This window comes from Kribbella sp. C-35, from assembly GCF_046549195.1.
In the GTDB taxonomy this organism is placed as follows: domain Bacteria; phylum Actinomycetota; class Actinomycetes; order Propionibacteriales; family Kribbellaceae; genus Kribbella.
In genome coordinates, this window is record NZ_JAJPWG010000005.1 from 306,676 (window position 1) to 325,595 (window position 18,920).

Sequence of the window (18,920 nt, forward strand, 5' to 3'; positions counted from 1 at the left end):
CACCCTCCGGCGCGAGGACCACGCATCGCCCCAGGGAAAGTCCCTGGTCCTAGGCGGCGGACTCCCGGTCGGCCTGCCAGTCGGACGGCCCGTCGGACCCGGCCTCGTACTCCTCCAGCGGGACCTCATCGGCGTGCCACGCGGCGAGCACCGGCTCGACGATCTCCCAGCAGCGCTCGGCCACGTCACCGCGTACCGACAGCAGCGGGTCGCCGCGCAGGATGCCGTTCAGCACCTCGCCGTACGGGAGCACCGACGACGACGGCAGCGTCGCGTCCAGGAAGACCTGACCCATCGTGTACGGTCCGTCGACGCCGAGCGCCGGGACGGACAGTGACAGCTCCCCCGGGTTCAGACCGATCCGCAGGGTCTCGCCGTCGCGCCCGCCGTGCAGGCCGGACGGCAGGTGCCGCAGCGGCTTGAACCTGATCACGATCTCCTTGCGCGCGACACCGAGCGCCTTGCCCGACCGCAGCGTGAACGGCACACCGGCCCAACGGTTCGTCCCGACCTCGACAGTGACCTCAGCCAGCGTCTCGGTCTCCCGGTCCGGGTCCACACCCGTTTCACCGGCGTACGACGGAACCACGCGCCCGTTCGCGATACCAGCGGTGTACCGCGCCCGCCGACTCGCCTCGACCCCGGAGCCGCGGAAGAGGCGCGTACTGCGCAGCGCGCGAGCCATCTCGCTCCGCACCTCGACCGCGTCCATCGTCGCCGGGGCGTCCATCGCGAGCAGCGCGAGCACGAGCAGCAAGTGACTCTGGATCATGTCCACCAGCGCGCCCGCGTTGTCGTAGTACTGCGCGCGACCCTCCAGGCCGAGCGTCTCGTCGTACACGATCTCGACGCTCTCGATGTGCTCGGCGTTCCAGACCGGCTCGAACAGCCGGTTGGCGAACCGCAGGCCGATCAGGTTCAGGACCGCGGTGCGGCCGAGGAAGTGGTCGACGCGGTGCACGTTCTCCTCGGGCACGAGCGAGCCGACGAGTTTGTTCAGCGCGGCCGCCGACGCGGTGTCGGTGCCGAACGGCTTCTCGAACGCCAGCTCGGTGCCCTCCGGGAGCTCGACCCGCTGCAGCGTCTCGACGATCGCGGTCGTCACGGCCGGTGGCAGCGAGAAGTACAGCACTGGCGCCGGACCGGCGAGCTCGAGGAGCGCGCGCAGGTGCGCCGCGTCCGTCGGGTTACCGGCGACGTACTGCGTGGTTGCCAGGGTCTCCGCCGCAACCGGTCCGATGACCCCTTGGGATTCGAACGCGGTGCGGACACGGTCCGTCCACTCCTCCGCCACGAGCGGGGACCGGCCGGTGCCGATGATCCGCACTGCGGTGGCGCGCGTGCCGGCGAGCAGACTGCCCAGGCCGGGCAGCAGCAACCGAGAGCTCAGGTCGCCGCTGGCGCCGAAGATGACGACCGTACGTTGAATCAACACGGTCAAACTCAACCACGTGAGCGGCAACCGCATTCCCCTACCCGACGGTTGTCTCGAGGGTTGGGTACGGCGTGTCCGGCAGGCCGAGGTTTCGCCACACGAACCGCGGCACCCAGCCCAGGAAACCGCGCAGGTACGCCGAGCAGAACGCGATCGCGGGCTGACTGTGCTCCCCCGGCGTGAACCAGACCCAGTCCTCCACGATCCGGAACGGCGCGCCCGGCGTCGCCATCAGGTACTCCATCTGGCGCGGATGAATCACGTCGTACGCGAACTTGGTGTCCGCCGAGCTGACCGCGAACCGATCGTTGAACGCCGAGCTCTCGAAGCTGATGCCGCTGCGGAAACCCTTCGGCCCGACGCTGAGCTGCGGCATCCGGGCCGGCAACTGGAAGCCGAGGATCGGCTCGGAGTGGTTCTCGACCACGGTCCGGGTCTGCGAGTTGCCGTTGCTGTCCGTGTACGACTCGGTGTGCGAGGTCTTCCAGTGGTGCTTGAACGCGACGAACGGCGGCCCGTCACCGTCCCGCCCGCGGATCACCTCGTCGGTGCGGTGACCGTAACCGCCGCGGTGCACCGGCGTGTACTGCAACAGGTTGTCGTCGACGCCGATCCAGTACCAGTCCGGATGGTGGTAGAACCGCAGCCGCGGCTCCGGCTCTGGCTGGATCCAGTGGTCGAGCGGCGTCGCGTCGATCGCCGCCGCGATCGCGCCGAGCTGCTCGAGCCAAGGAGCGAGCTCGTCGAGCTCCTTGCGGGGCGGATTCAGTACGACGATTTGGTCACCGTCGACGCCTAGGTTCACACCGGGTTGCCCGCCGGCCAGCGCGTTCAGCTGCGTGCACAGCGCCGGGGTCATCACCTCGTGCGCGAACGCAGGATCCATCGCGCCGACCTGCCATCCCGGCCCGAGCTGCGCCGGAGCGACGACGCCGTGCGCGAGTACGCCGTACCTCGGAGCGGTCTCGCCACCCGTGATCCACAACTCCGGCAGCCGCCGCGACAACGTCACCATGCCGACCCAGCCCGACCAGTACGCCGACTTGTACTCGATCACCTGGAACGGCCGGCCGGTCGCAGTCCGCCCGGTGATCTGGTCGTCGGGTTTGCGCACGAACCCGACCCCGAACGGCGGATTGCTCAGCCGCGCCACCGCGTCGAACGTCGGGCTGTTGACGAAACTCCAGCCACGCTGCCGGATCGACCCGATGTACTGCTGCCGGCGGACGAGCGCGACGATCCCCCACACGATCGCAGCCACGACGAGCAGCAGCGCGATCACCATCAAGACGATCAAACCGCTCACTTACGCCTCCCCGATCCGGCTGCCTGCACACCGGACGATAACGCCGGAAGAGGATCAGGCCAGGGCACTTGGCAGCGGTTCGGCGTGGATGATCTGGAGGCGGCTGACCGCCCGGGTGAGGACGACGTACAGACGGTGCAAGCCGCGGGGCTCGGCGGCGACGATGTGGGCCGGCTCGGCGACCACGACCGCGTCGAACTCCAGGCCCTTGGCCAGCGTCGCAGGCACACACACCAGGCGCACGGTGTCGATCTCGTCCTCGGTCTCGCCGATGAGCGCGACTTCCAGACCCGCCGCTGCGATCGCGTCCCGGAGCCGGACGACCTGGTCGTCAGCCGCGATCAGTGCGACCGACCCTTCGCCGGCCAGCGCGGCCCGGCACCCGGCGACCACCTCGTCCGCGAGTGTCGACTCGCTGGCCGAGACGATGCTCAGCGCGTCGGCGACCGTCCGGACCCCGCTCGGCGTGCCGAGTGTCGGCGCGATCTCGGGGAGCAGCTTCGCCGCGAAGTTGATGATCTGCGCCGGCACTCGGAACCCGCGGTCGAGCTCGGCCACGACGCCGTCGCCCTTGTCGAGATGACCGAGCACGCGGTCCCAGGATCCGGCAGCCCACGGCGTCGTCGCCTGCGCGAGATCGCCGAGCACCGTGGCCGATCCCGAGCGGCAGCGCCGACCGAGCGCCCGCAACTGCATCGCCGACAGGTCCTGCGCCTCGTCCAGGACAAGATGCCCGAGCGAACCGGTACGCCGCTCGATCAGGTCCTCGAGCTCGTCGAGCAGGACGGTGTCCGCGAACGACCACTTCGCCGACTTCCACGAGCGCGCCGGCTTCGTCCACAACACCGCCGTACGCTCCTCGTCCGTCAGGTCCGGGGCCGCGGTGGCCAGGAAGTCCGGGTCCGAGAGGAGCCGATGCAGGACCTGCTCGGGGGTGACGCGCGGCCAGACCGAGTCGAGGACGTCCTTCACCGGCTTCGAGCGCGCGACCGCGTTCTGCACACGGTCGTCCGGCGACTCGGCGCGCTCCTCCATCCGGACCAGCACGACGTGCGCGATCCGTTGCGCCAGTGCGTTCCGCCCGGGTGCGTACCGGGTCGACTCACGCAGGTCCGACACGATGTTCACGACCTCGTACTCGTGGACTCGGTAGCGCCGGGATCCCTTGCTGTACAGGACTCCCTCGGTCGGCGTACCGACGTACGACCACAACGCGCGGCGCAGTACGTCGGACATCCGCGCGTCGCCCTTCAGCCGCTCGGCCTCCGTTGCGTCGGTGGCCGCGGTAGGGCGGGTGAGCAGCTCGTCGATCGTGATCTGCCGTACGTCGACCTCGCCCAGCGCGGGCAGGACCTTGCGGATGTACGACAGGAACGACCGGTTCGGTCCCACGATCACGACACCGCCGCGACCGAGCCGTTCGCGTTCGGTGTAGAGCAGGTACGCGACGCGGTGCAGACCGACCGCGGTCTTGCCGGTGCCGGGCGCACCTTGCACGCAGACGCTCGGGTGCAACGGTGCGCGGACCAGGTCGTCCTGCTCGGGCTGGATCGTCGCCACGATGTCGCGCATCGGGCCGGTGCGCGGCCGTTCGATCTCGGACCGCAGGAACTTGTCCGCCTGGTCCGACTCGACGCCGCCGGTCAGCGGCTCGTCCTCGAACCCGGTCAGGTCCGCATGGTCCGAGAAGCCGTACCGCCGGCGCATCAGCACCCGTCGCCGATCGCTCGGCGTCGCGCGGTAGAACGGCACCGACACCGGCGCGCGCCAGTCGATCACCAGCGGTACGCCGGACCCGTCATGGACATGCCGGCGGCCGATGTAGATCTGGTCCAGGTCCTCGATCGTGCCGTGCTCGTAGTCGAGCCGGCCGAAGAACAGCGGTACGTCCGGCAGGTCGAGGAGCGCGTGGGTCCGCATCTCCTTGGCCCGCTGGTTGGCCTCGTTGGTGAAGCGTTCGTCGTTGTCCTCGCCGCCGATGATCTGGACGTCACGGTCGACGACCTCGGCGTACATCCTGCTGAGTGCGGTCTTGGCAGTGGTTAGGAAGGCGCGTTCGGCCTCGAGTTCGGCCATGGGAGAGAGCCTCGAATCGTGAGCTGGGTCCCGCCCCGGAGCAGATCCATCCGGTTCGATTCGATCCCGAAAAGACAGACCGGCGACATTACCACCCAGCTCAGTGGGCAGCCACCGATTTACTGCAGCCAGTCGGGCGTGTTCTCGGCATCCCGGGGAAAGGCGGCCAGATCGGCCGGGTAGATCGTTGCGTCGACAGGGATCGACCACGCCGGTTCGTGGTCGTAGTCGAAGTCGGTCGCGAAGTGCCCGGTCGACGTGACCGTCACCTTGGCCGTCAGCCAGGTCCCCTTGCCCGGCTGGTACATCTCCCGCCGCAACTCCTCGAAGTGATCCTCGAGGCCTTCGGGCAGCGTCTCCAACTGGGTCTCCCCCGACGGCAGCACCACGTCCGCGTCCAGTTCGGCGTACGACGTGGTCGCCCGGTAGACCGCGCTGACCTCACGCCACCCGGCGGGCAGATCCGCGACCAGGGCGCGGGCGATCGTGTCGATGACACCGATCTCGCTCATTCAACCACACGTCCTGTTGGTTTTGTCTCTCTGAAGATACGCCGGGGTGAGTGCTTGCCGTCGTGCCGGTCCACGACGGTGCGGGACGACGGCCGGTCCGTCGTACGGTTCGCGTGCCGGACGTCGATCGCGGCGTGCACCTGGATACCGGAGACGCGCATCGCCTGCCAGGTCTGCTCCATCGCGCGCCAGTTCTTGCTTCCGGTGTGCGCCCGGTTCTGCTCCTGCGACTGCGCGGTGAGGTTGATCGACTCGCCCGGGCCGTCGAACACCGTCGCGAACAGGTGACCGCCGTCGTCGTTCGGCTGCCGATCGGGCTCGCCGGCCTCCCGTTGGGCGCTGGCGTTGCGGCGGTCGTCGTTCTCCTCGGTCGGCAGCCAGCCCAGCCAGCCCTCGGCGTGGGTCACCCGCCCGGCCTTGTCGGTCGCGTACAGGTACCGGTCGTCGACGACGTACACGGCCGACGGCTCGGGTTTCATCAGGTCGGCGTTCCAGTGGCCGACGCGCCCGGACTGTTCCTTGTGCACCGGCAGGCCGGCGTACTTCTCCGGCACCACGGGTACGTCGTCCGGGCCGTAACCGACCGCGCGGACGTCGGCCGGATCGGCAGGTTGCTCGATCCGGGCCGACGCCCGCGGTCTTTCTGGCATGTCGTAGTTCTACACGCTCGTTCTGAACTTGTGGTTACTTACGCGTGTCAGCCGTCGTTCTCGGCGGCCGGGATCACCGCACCCGGAACGTTCTGCGGGGCGAAGATCTGGGCCTCACCGGGGTACGGCAGGGACCAGTTGTGCGCCTCGTACCAGTTGTAGTGGTTCATCTGGGCCGGGTTCGCGAAGTCGGCCCGGGCGTTCGGGCCGGTGGTCCGCTGCTGGTCCTTCCACGCCGACCACTGCGCGGCCATGGTCTCCATGCTCGCCGGCACGGTCACCTTCGGCGCCGCGGCGACGGTCGGGTTCTGCGCCGCCGGCACGTCCAGACCACAGGACGGCGGCGTCTTCAGGCCGTCGGTCAGCGCGACCCGGTTGGGCAGCGCCGTGAACGGCGTGTAGTTCGGCTTGCTGGTGAACGCGCCGAACATCGGCGTGGCCGCGGTGTCCTTCTGGTTCATCGGCTTCATCCCGAGGATCTGCTCGATCGTCCGGATCATCGTGATCTGCGTGTAGTAGTGGCTGTCCACCGCACCGTGCTGCGCGTACGGGCTGATGATCTGGATCGGCGCCCGGTGCCCGTCGACGTGGTCGAGACCCGCCTGCGAGTCGTCCTCGACGACGAAGATCGCCGAGTCCTTCCAGTACTTGCTGTGCGTGATCTGGTCGACGATCCGGCCGGTGGCCAGGTCGTTGTCCGCGACCTGCGCCGGACCGTTGGCCGGACCGCCGGTGTGGTCGTTGGAGAGCCAGAACATGTTCAGGTTCGCCGGACCGTTCTTCAGGAAGTCCTTGCGCCAGATCTCGGTCTTGTAGATGTCCGGGACGCTGGTGTCGAACTGCGGGAAGCCCTGCACCGACACCTTGTTCAGCGACGGGATCGCCGACCCGATCGCGATCGGGTACTTGGTGTCCGCCCCGGTCGCGATGATGTTCTTCGTGTCGCAGTAGTAGTTCTGCCAGGTCCCGTCGGCCGGCTTCTGCTCGATCGACAGGAACTCGCCGAAGTTCTTCACCGACTTGCCGGCCGCCTGGACACCGGTCCAGAGGAAGCCGCTCTTCTGGTGGCCGAGGGCATCGTCCTCGGTGTCGTAGCTGCGCAGGTACTCACCGGCCGAGGACTCGGTGTACTCCGGGTTGTCGGCCTGCATCAGCCAGTTGTGACCCTCGGCGGAGTTCGTGCCGACGTCGTACGTGTTGTCGTACAGCCCGAACTGCTTGGCCAGCGCGTGCTGGTTCGGCGTGACGTTCTCGCCGTACTGCGCCAGCGCCGGGTCGCCGTTGCCCTCCGGGATGTCGCCGTACACCTGGTCGTAGGTCCGGTTCTCCTTGACGATCAGGAAGACGTGCTTGATCGTCGACGGGTCGCCGAGCTTGGCCGGAACGGGTACCGGCTGACGGTGGCCCTGGTCCGTGGCGACCTGCGCCGAGCCGTTCGTCCAGCCGTTCTGGTCGAAGACGGTCTTGGTGTACTTCTTGATCGCCTGGTCGTCCGGCAACTGGAACTTGGTCAGGCTCGACGTGGTGTCGTGCGTGCCGCGTCCCGCGGCCGTCGTGTCGCGGCGGGCGTCGATGCCCCGCGTGTTGGACACGACGATGTCCTTGCCCACCTGTGCGAGCTCCGCCGGGAAGTAGTCCGTCGGCAGCAGACCCACGTAGCTGACCGGCTCGAGCGGGTTGCGGTACTTGTAGACCGCGACCGCGTTCGCACGGCCGAGCGACACCAGCAGGTGACCGTCGTCGGTCAGCGTCACACCGTCCGGCTCGTAGCCGACCGAGGCCTCCGGCCACGGCTGCGTGGCGATCGTCTGGACGACCTTGCCGCGCTGGGTGTCGATGACGGACACGCTGTTGGTGGCGGTGTTGGTGACGAACACGACGCCGTTCTTGGCGTACACCGCGGTCGGGTGCAGACCGACATCGATGCTGCCGACGGCGGCGGCCGGGTTCGACAGGTCGATCACGCTGACCGTACCGGTCGTGGTGATCGCGTTCTGGTTGGCGACGACCTGGGTGCCGTACGAGTTGATCGTCGGGTCACCCGGCTTCGCGGTCCGGCCGCCCTCGTTGCTCACGTACAGCTTGTTGCCAACGACAACCATGTCGCGGGGCGCGTTGCCGGTCGCCCAGCTCTGCGTGATCGCGCCGGTCGCGGTGTCGATCGCGACGACCCGGTTCTGGCCGTTCACCGCGGAGTACACGGTGGAACCGTCGGCGGAGAACACGGCCTCCGCGGCCAGCGAGTGCTTCGCGCCGTCGGCCGGGATCGAGACGAACGTCGGGTTCGCCAGCGAGCCGTCCGAATTCACGGTGAACTTCCGGTAGCCGTCGGTCTGCCCCAGCCAGACCTGCGAGCCGTCCGGCGAGTACGTCGGACCCTCCTGGCCGATGTCGTTGCCGGGGATCTTCAGATCCGCGGCAGCGTTGTTGCCGATGTACTGCTGGACCTTCCAGCTCTTCAGGTCGATGATCGCCAGCGCCATCCCGCCGTCGGTCACGGAGGCCGCCATATGGCTGCCGTCCGGGCTGACCGCCGACGACATGATCTTGCCCTTCTGGAGGACGAGACGGTCGCCGATCGGCTTGATGTACTGGTCGGACGAGATGACCTGACCCTTGTCGGTCACCTGCCCGACCTGGTCGTGACCGAAGCCGGTCGTCGAGGCGACCGCGGTGCCGGCCAGAGTCACCGCGAACGCGGTGGCCCCAGCGGTCACCAGTGGTAATCTGCGCCGGCGGGGACTTGGCGAGCCCTCTTCGTCACGCCTGCGGCGTGTTACCTGCATGGGTGTTGTCCCTTCGGGGTTGGGCCTCAGTTGGCAGGTAGCAGTTCGATATTGCCGTCGAACTGCCACAGTGGGTTCGGTTCGTCTCCAGACGGGGTGCGGACCAGGAAGAAGCCATTCACTTCTTTTGGTCCGTCCCCGTCGCTGACGTACCGACCGAGTGGGTTGATGTCGAGTTGGTAGATCGCCGAGCCGGCCGCCGCCACCCCGGGGATGTGCCAGCTGACGACGCAGCGCCAGTCGTTGCCGGGGCCGCGTGCGGCGACCTGGTCGCCGCCCTTGGTGCACTCGGCGGCGCTCTGCAGCTGTTCCTCGGTGACGTCGGCTCGGTTCAGCTGCTTGGTCTGCAGCCGGTACAGGTGGGCGAACTCGACCGCGACCGCCCGCTGCACCTTGTCCTGGTCGATCCCCGACCCGAAGCCGGTCACCGGAGCGACGGCCGCGGTGGTGACCCCGAGCAGTACGACGAGGGGCAGCAGGCCGGCCGTCAACGCGAGGCGTCCGGACCCGTCGTGGGTCGGGTTGGTGAAGTCACGGCGTACGAAGATGAAGTACGCGAGGCCCGTCGCTACGAGGGCCCAGACCAGGCTGACGATCACGCCGATCAGCAACGGGCCGAGCTGCGCCGGATGGGTGAAGAGGCCGTTCCAGCTGATGAAGGCGTAGCCGGGAAGCGCGAGGCGGAAGGCGACCGGGACCGGTAGCTGCTGGACGATCTGCATCGCCAGGGCGACGACTGCCGGGAGCAGCAGGCCCATCGGCGATCGGCCGAGCGCTACCGAGCCGAGGAGCCCGATCGCGGCCAGCGCGAGGGTCGGTGCGAGGGCGCAGAGCCAGGCGAGGAAGACCGTGCCGGCCGCGCTGCCCGGTGAGAGCAGGTGGCCGTCGAGGCCGATCATTTGCCGGTTGCCGACGACCAGCAGGCCGCTGATCGTGCTCGACACGACCAGGCCGATCACCAGAACGAGGATCACGGTCAGGCTGGACAGTGCCTTCGAGATGAAGATCCGGCGCGGCGACCGGACCGCCACCAGCAGATGCCGCCAGGTGCCGAGGCGGTCCTCGGACGCGAACACGTCACCGGCGATCAGCGAGGTCACCAGCGGCAGCGCCCAGGAACCTGAGAAGCCCAGGAGGACAAGCGGACCGGCCCATCCGGTGGCGTGCATCCAGCGACCGAACAGCGTGTCGACCGGGAGCGAAGCCTGCTGGCTGATGACGGCGACGAAGACGCCGGGCGCCAGCCAGCACGCGATGATCAACACGCGAACGCGCCACTGGGTGAGCAGCTTGACGAGCTCGAAGCGGTACCCGCGGACGATCGGCACCCGACGGGCGACCTCACGGGTCTCGGGGGCAGCCACGGTGGCCGTCATCAGTTGGTCTCCTGCTGTTCGGTGAGGGAGATGAAGGCGGCTTCGAGTGGCGACACCACCGGCGCGAGTTCGCGGACGGCGATGTCGTCGCGGACCAGCCGCTTCACGAACTCGTCCAGCGCCGGCACCGCCGCCGAGATCACCAGCAGCTCGACGCCTTCTTGTACGGCGTCGTCTTCACGGAGCCGGATGCCCCTCGTCTCGCGGGCCAGTCGACGAGCCGCTGCCGGGTCGGAGGTGAGGACGCGGTAGTCGAGTTCGCTGTCCTCCGAGGCCAGCTTGCTGATCGGGCCCGAGAACGCGACCCGTCCGGTCGACAGGATCGTCACTTCGGAGCAGAGCGCTTCCACGTCGTCCATCCGGTGGCTCGACAGCATCACCGCCGTACCGTCCGCGGCCAGGCGGGTGAGGACGCCGTACACGTGCTTCTTGCCGGCCGGGTCGAGGCCGTTGGACGGCTCGTCGAGGATCAGCAGCCGCGGCTTCGTGAGCAGCGCGGCGGCGAGGCCGAGGCGCTGGCGCATGCCGAGCGAGAAGCCGCGGACCCGGTCGTCGGCCACGTCGGTCAGGCCGACCTGGTCGATCGCGTCGTCGATGTTCATCGTGCGGTCGCCGCGCAACTGGGCCAGAGCGGTCAGGTTCTGCTTGGCGGTCATCGACGGGTACAGGCCGGGGCCGTCGACGAAGCCGGCGACGCCCTCGGGTACGGCGAGGGCGCGGCCGACCGGCGTACCGAGGATCTCCAGGTCGCCGCGGTCGGGAACGGCGAGGCCGAGCAGTAGACCGAGGAGCGTGGTCTTGCCGGCTCCGTTCGGTCCCACCAGGCCGTGGATCTGGCCGGGTGCGACGTCGAGGTCGACGCCGTCGAGTGCGATGACCTCCCCGAAGTACTTGGTGATGCCGCGGGCACGGACAGAGGGCGGTGCGTCCATGGTTAATACATTAGGAAGCAATGTACTGCGAAGTGAAGACCGAAGGTTAACTATTGGCGAACTGGGAGGGTCTCCTTTCAACTGAGCGCTCAGCGACCTCTCAGGTGCGTTGCTCCGGATCGATGTAGCGGAAGGTCGGTCCGGCGGTGGTGTGGTCGTCCTCGCTCAACTGCATCAGCTTCAGGGCTTCGGCCTTCAGCCCGAACATCGCGCGGGTCGCGTCCCGGATCAGGGCGGGCTCGCCGGTGAACGCCTGCTCCAGAAGGAACAGCAGCGTGCAGTAGGTGTTGTCGAACTCCTCCTGCGCGGCGCGGATCTGCTCGTTGTCCGACCGGCGCGGGTTCGGCTGCATCGGCGACACTCCGGTGGGGTCGATCGTCACCGGCTCACCGGTCGGACCGGATTGCGGCGTGTCCCCGCGCTGGTAGCGACGGCCGAGCTTCAGCTCCTGGAACCGGTAGTAGTGCGCGACCTCGTCGCGGTCCGGGTGGAAGATGTCGTGGTCGCCGTCCCAGACCTCGCCGCGCGCTGTGCCCTCGCCCTGCTCGACGATCTCGTCCAGCGCAGCCAGCGCCGACGCGAGATCGGTGACCGGCTGGAGGGTCCCGGCGGTGTGGTGGAACGGTCCCGCGGTCACCTGACGAGCCGGGTCACCGGAGAAGACCTTCTCCTCGCCAAGCGTGTCGCACAGGTACCGGAGTCCCTCTTCGATCGCGTCGTAGAACTGCCCGATGGTCTCGTAGTGGTCGCCCTCGGCCGATGCACCCGGCGCCTCGGGCTTCTCGAGTCGAAGGAACATCTCCAGCGCGTCCGGTCCGAACGGGAGCAGCGACAGCTCGATCGAGCCGTGCGGCAGCTGCCGCGGATACCCGGGTAGCAGTTCCGGTGTGTCGAGCCGCGGCTCGCCCCCGACGGCGTTCAGCAGGTTGGACGCCAGCGAGAGATGGATCATCTCCTCGACGAACACGCTGCTCACGACCTCGACCGCGTCCGGATTCCGCGCCGGGTCCAGCGAGTACAGGGCACACAGGTACGGCGGCAGCGTGGCGTGCTCCAGCTCGATCGCCCACTGCAGATGCTCGTGAAGACTGTCAATTGTCTCGATGCGCTGCTTCATACCTCTAGAGACAGCGCAAGCACCCTCCCTGTGACCGTCAGCGGTAGGCGCGGGCCTGGAGCTCGAAGAGTTCGGCGTACCGACCGCCGGCCGCGAGCAGGTCTTCGTGGGTGCCGACCTCTTCGACGCGCCCGCGGTGCATGACGACGATCAGGTCCGCCATCCGCACGGTCGAGAACCGGTGCGACACCAGGACGGTGATCCCGCCGGTCTCGGTCGCGGCGATCTTCGCGGCGGACGCGTACTGCTCGTAGAGCCGGTGCTCGGCCTCCGGATCAAGGGCCGCGGTCGGCTCGTCGAGCAACAACAGCAACGGACGCTCGCGCATGAACGCACGGGCCAGCGCCAGCCGCTGCCATTGCCCGCCGGACAGCTCGACACCGTCCGTGAACTTCTTGCCCAGTTGGGAATCCAGCCCCCGCGGCAGCCCGGCGATCACCGACTCGGCGTCGCCCCGCACGACCGCCGTCCGTACGGCGTCCTCGTCGTCCGCCCGCTCGATGTCGCCGATGCCGACGACCTCGCGCGCGGTGAACTCGAACTTCACGAAGTCCTGGAACCCCGCCGACAGCTGCGACCGCCACGCATCCGGCCGGACCGTCGCGAGGTCCACGCCGTCGACGAGGATCTGGCCGGTCGTCGGGTCGTACATCCGGGCGAGCAGCTTGACCAGCGTCGTCTTGCCGGCGCCGTTCTCCCCCACCAGCGCGACCGCCGACCCGGCCGGCACGCTGAGGTTCAGGCCGCTCAGGACCGCGGAATCCGAACCAGGGTAGGAGAATCCGACGTTCCGCAGCTCGATCCCGGTGGTGATGCGTTCAGGCGCCGACGTGACGCTCGACCGCCACGAGTTCTGCTTCGCGTACTCGCGCAGCCAGTCGTAGCGCCCGAAGCTGCGCACGACCTCACCGACCCAGTACACGTTCTGCGCGATACCGCCGGTCATCTGATCCACCTGCGGCGCCAGCAACAGGACGAGTACGACGTCACCCGCGGACGCCTGCCCGTTCCGCGCCCGCGCGACGACCCAGACGATCGCGGCGGCGTACGCGAGACCGAAGACGAGCCGCACCGAGCCGTCCACCTTCCCGCCCCAGCGCGCGGCCTCGACCCGGCGGTCGAACCGCTGCGTCTGCAACGCGAAGATCCTGTCCAGTAAGACCTTTCCGAGCCCGAACACCCGCAGCTCCAGGCCGGTCCGCGGATCCTTCGCCACCTCGATCAACCGGTCGACGAGCCGCTCCTGCGGCATCGACTCCTCCCACGCCTTGCTCTGCCGCGTACTGCTCAGGTACGCCGACCAGATCCGCGCACCGCCCAGCAACGGAAGCACGAGCAACAGCGGATGCACCGACCCGAGCAACGTGAGGACGGTCGCGGTGTTGGTCACCGTGGCGAACGCCCACAACAGCACCTCGGCGCCGACGCCCATCCGCCACGCCTTCTCGCGCACCAGCTCCAGCCGGTCCGCGACATCGGGCCGCTCGTGATGCGACAGCCCGGGGATCCCGGTCGTCACATCGAGGAGGTCGGCATGCACCCGGCCCGCCATCCGCTCCTGTGCGGTGTCCTGCAACGGCCACCCGAGGCCGTCCGCGACGAACGACACCGCGAGGCCGCCGACGATGATGCCGATGCCCAGCGCGATCGTGCTCGACGTGTCCGACGCAATCCCGTCGACCAGCCGGCTCACGCCGTACGTCTGGGTCGGTGCGGTGATCGCGCGGGCCGCGACCAGCACGGTGGAGATCGCCATCAGCCCGGGCGCTGCCCGGAACGACGTGGACAACCAGAGCCAGAGGATCCGCAGACTACGCATCGACTGCCTCCGGTCCCGTCACGTAGCGCTCGGCCTGGAGCCGGAACATCCGGGCGTACTCGCCGTCCTGCGCCAGCAGCTCCTCGTGCGTGCCGTCCTCGACGATCCGGCCGTCGGACAGCACACAGATCCGGTCCGCGTTGCGCACCACCGAGAACCGGTGCGAGATGATCAGCGACGCCACCCCGGACGTCAGCTCCAGGTACCGCTCGACCAGCTCGGCCTCGGCCCGTACGTCGAGGGCCGCGGCCGGCTCGTCCAGCACCAGCACACCCGCGCCCGCATGTACCGCGAACAACGCCCTGGCCAGCGCGACCCGCTGCCACTCGCCGCCCGACAGGTCGACGCCGCCGTCGAACGTCTTGTCCAGCACGGTGTCCCAGCCTTTGGGCAGGCGTCGTACGACCTCGTCGATCCCGGACTCGCGCGCGACCCTGGCCAGCGTGAGCTCGTCACCTGCGCGCTCGACCGCGCCGAACACGACGTTGTCCGTCACCGACAACGGGAACCGCAGGAAGTCCTGCACGATCGCCGCGACCCGTCGCTGCCACACGGCCAGGTCCAGGTCCGCGAGATCGACACCGTCGACGAGGATCCGGCCGCTCGTCGGTTTGTACGCGCCGCCGAGCAGCTTCACCAGCGTGGACTTGCCGGCGCCGTTGACGCCGACGAGCGCGAGCGCTTCCCGCGCGCGGATGGTGAGGTCGAGGTCACGCAGTACGGCGACGTCCGAGCCCGGGTAGTGGAAGCTCACCTTCTCGAACCGGATCTCGCGCGCCGGCATCGTCTCGATCCGGTGCTTCGCCGCCGCGACCGGCTCCGGGTGCCGCTCCTCGATCGTCGCGCTGAGATCCCGCATCGCGCGGTACGCCGACAGTCCCCGGCGGACCTGCGCCACGCCGTACCCGTTGTTCGCCTGGCCGATCGCGAGGATCGCGGGCAGCGTGGTCGCGACCTGCGTGAGCGGGAGCGTGCCGTTGTAGGCGGCGCGACCGACGGCGAGGATCGCGACGCCGTTGGCGATCAGATGGACGCCGCCGATCAGCAACGACCACTTCGCGTTGCTGCGGCGGCGGGCCCAGACCGGGCGGTAGCCGGCCGTCCATTCGCGGACATACCGCTCCACGAGCCAGTTGTGCAGGCCGAAGACGCGGAGCTCCTTCGGTGCGTCGCGCATGCCCAGGTTGAAGAGGTAGTTCGCGCGACGCTGCTCCTCGGTGTTACCCCACCAGACGTCGACCTCACGCTCGATCAGGCGACCGCCGTACCACTCCAGCAGGATCGTGACCGCGACCAGCATCGCCGCCACCCACCACGCGAACATCACGCCGACGATCACCGCCGAGCCGACCAGCGTCACCCGGCTCGCGATCAGCCACGGCAACTGCCCAAGTCCCTGCGCGAGGTGGAAGCCGCCTTTACCTTTCGCGCGCTCCTGCACATCCAGTACTTCGGAGTCCTCGAGGTGCTCGATCCGGCGCGGTTTGAGCAGCGGCTCGGTGATGCCGGTGCCGATCGCGCGGACCAGGCCGGCGTCCATCACCAGCGACGCGACCTGGTGCAGCGCCGGCGTCAGGCTGTCGATGACGAAGACCGCCAGCAGACCGCCCAGCAGCCAGCTGAACTCGCCGATCGGCATCGCGTCCGGGCCGCCGTCGATCACACCCGGAACCGCCCCGACGACCCGGCCGGTCAGCAAAGTGACCGCCATCCCCAGCAGCGAACCGAGGACAGCCAGACCCATCGTCAGAAGGGTGCCTCCAGGTGCAACCCGCACTCCGTACCGCAGCAGCGTCAGCACTCGACCGACCGTAGTCGCGCCCACCGACAAAACGCACCCGAGTTTCCGGCCGAGACCGCAAACCCACCCGAATCAGCCCGACTCAGCCGACGATGGGCTCCGCGTGCGCCTCGGCGTACCCGGCGGCGGCCAGGCGGTCGAGAGTGCGCTGCAGGACCGCAGTGTCCTCGAGCGTGCGGACCTCGGTGATCTTCCCCCACTTGATCGTCAGGAACTGGTGCACGACGTTCTCGTACGTCGACCCGTCCACGACGTTCACGTGCACGGTGACCGCAGTCGCGACCTGCGTGTTCCACGGCCAGCCGGCAACCAGCACGTCCTGCACCTCGAACTGGGTCCCCGGGAGCAGCCGGAAGCAGCGCTCCCACCAGTGCCGTAACGCCTCATGCGTACGCCGCTCGCCGCCGAGCGCGTGATCTCCGTAGAACCGGTAAGTGAACGACGGCGCCATCCCGGCCACCATCGCCTCCCAGTTGCCCGCGCTGATCTGTGTGAACGCGTTCCGCACCTGCCGCGCCACGATCCGGTGATAGATCCCCATGTCCCCCACCGTAGCCATAGTGAGTTCAATGACGCAACTGACTACACTCGGGGCATGCGGAACACCAGCTTCGCCTCGATGCACTGCTCGCTCGCCCAGTCGCTGGAGCTGATCGGCGACTGGTGGACGCCCTTGGTGCTGCGCGATCTCTACCTGGGCCTGAACCGCTTCGACCAGTTCGTCACGGACCTCGGCATCTCCCGCAACCTCCTCACCGACCGCCTCACGACACTCGTCGACGGCGGCTTGGTACGACGTACGCCGTACCAGCAGAACCCGGTGCGCTACAGCTACGAGCTGACCGACGCGGGGCAGGAGCTCGTGCCGATCCTGATGGCGCTGACCGCCTGGGGCGACCGCTGGGCGACTCCCCCGGCGGGCCAACCCATCCGGTTCACCCACACGACCTGCGGCAAGGTCACGACCCCGACGGTCTGCTGCTCGGAGTGCGGAGACGTGTTGCAGATGGACGACGTCGCGCCGTCCCCCGGTCCGGGCGGCCGAACAGCACCCGGTACGGCGTTGATCGCGAGTGTTCTAGGCCTCGAGCCGAAGCCGTAGCAGGTCGGCGAGGGGCATCGACTCGCCGTCGCGGGCGCCCTGACCGACGACGAGCGGCGGGTCGGACGGGAGCACACGGACGCCGGCGACGCGCGACTTGAGGCTGGCGGGTACGCCGAGGATGTAGAAGTTGCCGTCGACGTCCACGGCGAGTGAGCGGTTGCGGCGCAGGTACCACCCGGTGAGATCGGTGCGGTAGCTGGCGTTCGAGCCGATCACCTGAGCACGCAACGGCTCGGGCTCGACGCCGCGCTCCTTCAGGGTCGCGATGAAGCCGGCCAGCAACTCCCGCGCCTGAGCGCTCTCAGATGCCTTCTTGCGCTCCAGCGCGGCCGCATGCTCGACCGCCGCCTGCCGTCGCTCCTCCCGCCAGCTCGTCACCCCCTCAGCCTACGGTCAGTCAACCCTCAATCAACACAGAGGCAGAACGGGTGTCCAGCAGGGTCGAGGAAGACGCGGAACGACGTACCGGGCTGGTGGTCGGGTTTGGTCGCGCCGATCGCGAGCACCTCCGGCTCGGCCTCGTCGAGATCGCGGACCATCACGTCGAGGTGCATCTGTTGCGGGACGTCCTGCGTCGGCCAGGACGGCGCCTTGAAGTCGTCCACCTGCTGGAACGAGATGCAGTTGCTCCCGTCCTCCGGGCGGATCTCCGCCCAGCCTTCCCGGGACTCGACCTTCCAGCCGAGCACTTCACCGTAGAACTGGGCGAGCCGGGCGGGGTCCGGGCAGTCCAGGACGAAGCCTGGGTACATTGCGATAGCCATGGCTCGCACCCTAGTAGCCATTGCGGACGGTTTGCGTCCGGTTAGCCGGCCGAGTTTCCGACGAGTGTCTGCCAGGCCCGATCGAGTCCTGCCGCGAGGCAGCCCGCCACCACTGTCTCGGTACCAAGCACACTCGCCTTCACCTCTGGCATCACCGGAGCGAGCTGGCGCAGTTGTTTGGTCACGGCCTCGAGGAAGCCTGGCGCCTGCCCGATGCCGCCGCCCAGCACGACCAGATCGGGATCCACGACGGTGATCACCGTGCAGACCGCCTTGGCGACCAACAACGCCTCCTCGGCGACGACCGCGGCCGCGAGCGGATCACCACGGACCGCAGCCGCGAACACCTTCTCCGCCGTCGACGCCCCACGCACACCTGCCCGACGCGCCGCCCGTACGACGGCAGCCGCCGAGGCCGAGGCGTCGAATCCGCCCCGCTTCCGCGCGTCCCGCGGATCACTGCCGCTGCCCTCGGTGAACGGCAGGTACCCGATCTCACCGGCCACACCATGCGACCCGTGCCGCAGCTTGCCGTCGAGCACCAGGCCCATCCCGATACCAGTACCGACAGAGACGAACGCGAAGCTGTCGACGTTCCGGCCATGACCGTGCGCCCGCTCCGCGATGGCCGCCGCGTCCACGTCGTTCTCGATCATCAGGGTCGGCCCGAAACGCTCCCGCAGCGCCGCCAGGGTCGCCGGCGAATCCCAGCCGGACAGCCGGCCGGTCAGTGTCAGCGCATCCAGCCGGGGATCGTAGACACCGGGGCTACCGAGCACGGTCTGGGTGAGTTGCGTGACCTCGATGCCGGCCTCGGCCGCGAGTGTCGCGGTCAGATCCACCAGCTCCTGGATCCGGGCCATCGCGTCACCCGCCTTGGTCCGCACACTCAACCGCGAGCGCACCGTCCCCGCGAGATCCGCGATCCCACCGCGCAGGTACTCGCGCCCGACGTCGAGCCCGAGCACGAACCCCGCCTCGGGCCGCACCTCGTACAAACTGGCCGCCGGCCCGGGTACGCCGGTGCGCTGTCCGGTCACGTGCACCAACCCGGTCCGCTCCAGCGAGCTCAGCGCCGCGGACACGGTCGGCTTCGACAGACCGGTGAGCCCGGCGAGCTCGGTGCGGGAGATCGGCCCGGACCGCCGGATGTGGTCGAGCAGCACCTGCTCGTTGATCTCGCGGATCAGCTGCGGGCGCGCAGCCGCGGCGCCTCCGGCAACAACGGTCACGCCGAACCC

At 68.8% G+C, this 18,920-nt stretch carries 16 protein-coding genes; 1 reads left to right on the forward strand and 15 read right to left on the reverse strand.

Going from position 1 to position 18,920, the window contains the following annotated elements; all coding sequences use genetic code 11:
* Nucleotides 1-49 precede the first annotated feature (49 nt).
* From ACLJOO_RS31895 to ACLJOO_RS31950, 12 genes are all read right to left on the reverse strand, one after another.
* Entirely contained in the window at nucleotides 50-1,435 is a 1,386-nt protein-coding gene (locus ACLJOO_RS31895) for a glucose-6-phosphate dehydrogenase (protein WP_410791275.1), read from the reverse strand.
* Nucleotides 1,436-1,472: 37 nt separating this feature from the next.
* Entirely contained in the window at nucleotides 1,473-2,741 is a 1,269-nt protein-coding gene (locus ACLJOO_RS31900) for a hypothetical protein (RefSeq protein ID WP_410791277.1), read from the reverse strand.
* Between the two features lie 54 nt (nucleotides 2,742-2,795).
* Nucleotides 2,796-4,817 carry a HelD family protein gene (locus ACLJOO_RS31905; protein ID WP_410791278.1) on the reverse strand — a complete coding sequence of 674 codons (2,022 nt, stop codon included), beginning with the start codon at nucleotides 4,815-4,817 and terminating at the stop codon, nucleotides 2,796-2,798.
* Between the two features lie 119 nt (nucleotides 4,818-4,936).
* Nucleotides 4,937-5,329, reverse strand: coding sequence for a hypothetical protein (locus ACLJOO_RS31910; RefSeq protein WP_410791279.1), 393 nt, complete (start codon nucleotides 5,327-5,329; stop codon nucleotides 4,937-4,939).
* Nucleotides 5,326-5,979 carry a DNA/RNA non-specific endonuclease gene (locus tag ACLJOO_RS31915; RefSeq protein ID WP_410791281.1) on the reverse strand — a complete coding sequence of 218 codons (654 nt, stop codon included), beginning with the start codon at nucleotides 5,977-5,979 and terminating at the stop codon, nucleotides 5,326-5,328. Before ACLJOO_RS31915 ends, ACLJOO_RS31910 begins: the two co-directional genes overlap by 4 nt.
* A 47-nt stretch (nucleotides 5,980-6,026) precedes the next feature.
* On the reverse strand, nucleotides 6,027-8,696 hold the full coding sequence (locus tag ACLJOO_RS31920; protein WP_410791282.1) for an alkaline phosphatase family protein: 2,670 nt from the start codon (nucleotides 8,694-8,696) through the stop codon (nucleotides 6,027-6,029).
* Nucleotides 8,697-8,791: 95 nt separating this feature from the next.
* The gene (locus ACLJOO_RS31925; protein ID WP_410791284.1) at nucleotides 8,792-10,141 is read right to left on the reverse strand and encodes an ABC transporter permease; all 1,350 of its coding nucleotides are present in this window, start codon (nucleotides 10,139-10,141) and stop codon (nucleotides 8,792-8,794) included.
* Nucleotides 10,141-11,073, reverse strand: a complete 933-nt coding sequence (locus tag ACLJOO_RS31930) for an ABC transporter ATP-binding protein (RefSeq protein WP_410791285.1) — start codon at nucleotides 11,071-11,073, stop codon at nucleotides 10,141-10,143. Before ACLJOO_RS31930 ends, ACLJOO_RS31925 begins: the two co-directional genes overlap by 1 nt.
* A gap of 100 nt (nucleotides 11,074-11,173) precedes the next feature.
* Nucleotides 11,174-12,190 carry a ferritin-like domain-containing protein gene (locus tag ACLJOO_RS31935; RefSeq protein ID WP_410791286.1) on the reverse strand — a complete coding sequence of 339 codons (1,017 nt, stop codon included), beginning with the start codon at nucleotides 12,188-12,190 and terminating at the stop codon, nucleotides 11,174-11,176.
* Nucleotides 12,191-12,227: 37 nt separating this feature from the next.
* A complete protein-coding gene (locus ACLJOO_RS31940; RefSeq protein WP_410791287.1) occupies nucleotides 12,228-14,009 on the reverse strand; it encodes an ABC transporter ATP-binding protein in 1,782 nt (593 codons plus the stop codon).
* Nucleotides 14,002-15,753 (reverse strand): ABC transporter ATP-binding protein, encoded by a 1,752-nt coding sequence (locus tag ACLJOO_RS31945; protein WP_410791288.1) that lies wholly within the window; start codon nucleotides 15,751-15,753, stop codon nucleotides 14,002-14,004. The genes ACLJOO_RS31940 and ACLJOO_RS31945 overlap by 8 nt, the downstream gene beginning before the upstream one ends.
* 139 nt (nucleotides 15,754-15,892) lie before the next feature.
* Nucleotides 15,893-16,351 (reverse strand): nuclear transport factor 2 family protein, encoded by a 459-nt coding sequence (locus ACLJOO_RS31950; protein ID WP_410791289.1) that lies wholly within the window; start codon nucleotides 16,349-16,351, stop codon nucleotides 15,893-15,895.
* 54 nt (nucleotides 16,352-16,405) lie between these two features.
* Here ACLJOO_RS31950 and ACLJOO_RS31955 point away from each other — a divergent pair, with 54 nt between their 5' ends.
* On the forward strand, nucleotides 16,406-16,912 hold the full coding sequence (locus ACLJOO_RS31955) for a winged helix-turn-helix transcriptional regulator (RefSeq protein WP_410791290.1): 507 nt from the start codon (nucleotides 16,406-16,408) through the stop codon (nucleotides 16,910-16,912).
* Here ACLJOO_RS31955 and ACLJOO_RS31960 read toward each other — a convergent pair.
* The 3 genes from ACLJOO_RS31960 to ACLJOO_RS31970 are packed head-to-tail and all read right to left on the reverse strand — an operon-like array spanning nucleotide 16,889 to nucleotide 18,911.
* The gene (locus tag ACLJOO_RS31960; RefSeq protein ID WP_410791291.1) at nucleotides 16,889-17,293 is read right to left on the reverse strand and encodes a hypothetical protein; all 405 of its coding nucleotides are present in this window, start codon (nucleotides 17,291-17,293) and stop codon (nucleotides 16,889-16,891) included. The two genes, ACLJOO_RS31955 and ACLJOO_RS31960, sit on opposite strands and share 24 nt — an antisense overlap.
* A gap of 26 nt (nucleotides 17,294-17,319) precedes the next feature.
* A complete protein-coding gene (locus ACLJOO_RS31965; RefSeq protein ID WP_410791293.1) occupies nucleotides 17,320-17,679 on the reverse strand; it encodes a VOC family protein in 360 nt (119 codons plus the stop codon).
* 41 nt (nucleotides 17,680-17,720) lie between these two features.
* On the reverse strand, nucleotides 17,721-18,911 hold the full coding sequence (locus tag ACLJOO_RS31970) for an ROK family transcriptional regulator (RefSeq protein WP_410791294.1): 1,191 nt from the start codon (nucleotides 18,909-18,911) through the stop codon (nucleotides 17,721-17,723).
* Between the last annotated feature and the right edge of the window lie 9 nt (nucleotides 18,912-18,920).